Here is a 3,180-nt window from a genome sequence, read left to right as displayed (position 1 = left end):
GGCGCCCTCCCGGCCCCGCGACCGGCCGAGCCCGCCGGGACCGACGGCCCTCCGGGGCCCGCGGGGCCGACGCCGCCGTCCGGTCCGCCCACGCCTCCCGAGCCGCAGTGGTGGTCGCGCGTGGGCGACGACGACGATGACGGCCCCGACGACGACGAGAGCGGCGGCGCCTACGGCGTGCCCCCCGGCACCTCGCCCGGCGGCACGCCGCCCCGCGTGTACCTCTCCGGCAGCTGGACCGACGGCCCGCACACGGCCCGCGACGGCGGGCGGCCCGTCCCCGCCGGCGGCAGCGGCGGTACGGGCGGCCCGGTGTTGCCCGCGCTCCCCGCCGGTTACCGGGCCGCCGCGGCCCCGCCGGCCTCGGCCCCCGAGCCCGCACTCGTCCCCGCCTCCGCCTCCGGCCCCGCTTCCGGCGACGCGTACCGCGGGCCGGTGACCCGGCTCGGCGCCGAGCGGGCCCGGCAGACCCGGATCGCCGTGGTCGGCGCCGTCACCGAACGCTGGGCGCCCGAACAAGCGGGCCCCGTCCACGAGCACTGGCGGCTCGCCCCGCCCATCGGACCCGCCACGGACCTGTGGGCGCTCGGCGCGCTGCTCTACCGGGCGGTCCAGGGCCACGCCCCGTACCCCGAGGACAGCGCCGCCGAACTGGTCCAGCTGGTCTGCGCGGAGCCGCCCGCCTTCGCCGAGGAGTGCGGTCCGCTGCGGCCCGTCGTGGAGTCCCTGCTGCGCCAGGACCCCACCGAGCGCCCCGACGTCGAGGAACTGAGCGGCTGGCTGCGCTCCCTGGTCCGTTCGGCGCCCGAGCCAGAGGCCGGGATCGGCGTCGTACCCCTGCCGTCGCCCGACGCCGCGCGGCTGCCGATCGTCCGCCGCCGCGGCGAGCTGGTGCGCCGCCGCCGCGGGGCCGCGGGCGGCCGGCACCGGCACCGGCAGGCCAAGGGGCGCGCCGCACGCGGGGCGGCGTACCCGCCGCACGAGGAGCGGTCGGCGCACGCGACGGCGTACCAGGGACACACGGGACCTGTGGGACACGGGCCGTATCCCGACGACCTGGCGCACGACGAGATCCCGCAGCGCGCCGCGCGCGTGCCCCGCGCGCCCGGGCGCGAGACGGGCTCGCCGCGCGCCCTCGGCCGGATGCTGCTGCTCCTGATCCTCCTCCTGCTCGCCGGGGCCGTCGCGTACGCCGTGCTCTTCCTGCCCAAGGCGGGGGAGGAGAAGGGCGGTACGGGCGCGCCGCCGGCCAAGTCCGGTGCTCCGGCGCCGTCCTCGGCTCCGGCCGGCACCGGTTCCGCCGCGGGCGGCCCCTCGGGCGGGGCGACCACCCGGCCCACGCCGCAGCAGTCGCGCACCACCCCGCCCGCCGTCGACCCGTCGGCCCCGTCCCTGGCGGCCGGGTACGAGCTGCGCAGGGATCCCGAGGGCTTCCAGGTGGGCGTGCCACGCGGCTGGCGGCGCAGCCCCATCAACGACGCCGGGCAAGTGCGCTTCACCAACGGTGACTTCACGCTGATCGTGGTGCCGGGCCGGGACACCGTGCAGGCCAACGGCTCGGACCCGCTGGCGTACCAGCGGAGCAGGGAGCGCGAGCTCCAGCCCTGGCGGGACTCGTCCTGGTCCGGGGCCTCCGGTCTGCGCCAGGTCGTCGTCGGCCGGCAGGTGATGGCGGTCGGGCAGTTCACCTGGCAGGACAGCACCGGGCGCGAGGTGTTCGTGCGCAACCTGGCGCTGATCGAAGGCGACCGCTACCACGTCGTGCAGGTCATCGGGCCGGAGAACGAGCGGGACAAGGTGTCCGAGATCTACGACCAGGCGGTGAAGGCGTACCACCCCACCCGCTGAACCACCGGCGACCGTGAACCCGGCCACCCGCTGAACCACCGGCACCCGCAGAACCCCTGCCACATGCCGTACCACCGCCACATGCCGCACCACGGGCACCTGCCGCACCACGGGCACCCGACGTCCCGGGCATGTGCAGGACCGCTCCTCCCCGGCTACTCTCGGGTCACTTGCTGACCACGCGTAGCCGCCGACCACGGCCGACGCGCCGCATACGGCCCCTCTTGTACGGATCGCGCCACTGGCTGAAAACCGCCTCTGGTTACAGATTGTTCCCAAAGCCCGTTCCGAGGTTCCGTGTTCCGCGTCCTTCTCCGTAACCTTGCCTTCGAAGCAAACAGGCGGGGGCACGTGGAACATTCTGAGAGCACCGGCACCGGGCTGCTGCTCGCCGGGCGCTACCGGTTGGGCGAGTCCATCGGGCGCGGCGGCATGGGCAAGGTCTGGCGCGCGCACGACGAGGTGCTGCACCGTGTGGTGGCCGTCAAGGAGTTGACGGCGGGCCGGTTCGTGGCCGAGGCCGACCGGCTGGTTCTGCACGCCCGGACGCAGAAGGAGGCGCGGGCGGCGGCCCGGATCACCCACCCGGGCGTGGTCACCGTCCACGACGTCCTGGAGCACGACGACCGGCCGTGGATCGTCATGCAGTACGTGGACGGGCCCTCGCTCGCGGACGCGACGAAGGAGTCCGGCACGATCGAGCCGCGCGAGGCCGCCAGGGTCGGTCTGCACGTCCTCGGCGCGCTGCGCGCGGCGCACGCCGCCGGGGTGCTGCACCGGGACGTGAAGCCGGGGAACGTGCTGCTCGCGCGCGACGGCCGGGTCCTCATCACCGACTTCGGGATCGCCGCCATCGAGGGCGACTCCTCGATCACCCGCACGGGCGAACTCGTCGGCTCCATCGACTACCTGGCGCCCGAGCGGGTGCGCGGCGGGGACCCCGGTCCGGCCTCCGACCTGTGGTCGCTGGGGGCCACGCTGTACGCGGCGGTGGAGGGCAGCTCGCCGTTCCGCCGCGGCTCGCCGATCAGCACCATGCAGGCCGTGGTGACGGAGGAGCCGCCGTACCCGGAGAAGGCGGGCCCGCTCGCTCCCGTCATCGTGGCGCTGCTGCGCAAGGACCCGGACCAGCGCCCGCGCGCGGACGAGGCCGAGCGGATGCTGCTCGACGCCATGGAGGGCCGTGAGCCGCAGGCCGCGCAGGCGTACGTGCCGACGCAGCGGGTCGGGCCGGAGGAGCTGGCCGCGGCCGCCCCGTCGGTGACGACGCCGCTGCCCGTGCCGCACGACGCCCCGGCGGCCGTCCGGGCCGCCGCGCCCGCGGCGACCGCG

At 76.4% G+C, this 3,180-nt stretch carries 2 protein-coding genes; both read left to right on the top strand.

The features are described from left to right. Positions 1–1,848 (top strand): serine/threonine-protein kinase (locus tag ESG85_RS01995; RefSeq protein WP_484422032.1); only part of this gene is annotated, 1,848 nt, incomplete at its 5' end. 351 nt (positions 1,849–2,199) lie between these two features. Next, positions 2,200–3,180 (top strand): serine/threonine-protein kinase (locus ESG85_RS01990; protein ID WP_246094771.1); only part of this gene is annotated, 981 nt, incomplete at its 3' end.

The sequence above is a fragment of the Streptomyces roseicoloratus genome, from assembly GCF_004117935.1.
Taxonomy (GTDB): domain Bacteria; phylum Actinomycetota; class Actinomycetes; order Streptomycetales; family Streptomycetaceae; genus Streptomyces; species Streptomyces roseicoloratus.
This window is presented reverse-complemented; position numbering and strand designations above follow the sequence as displayed.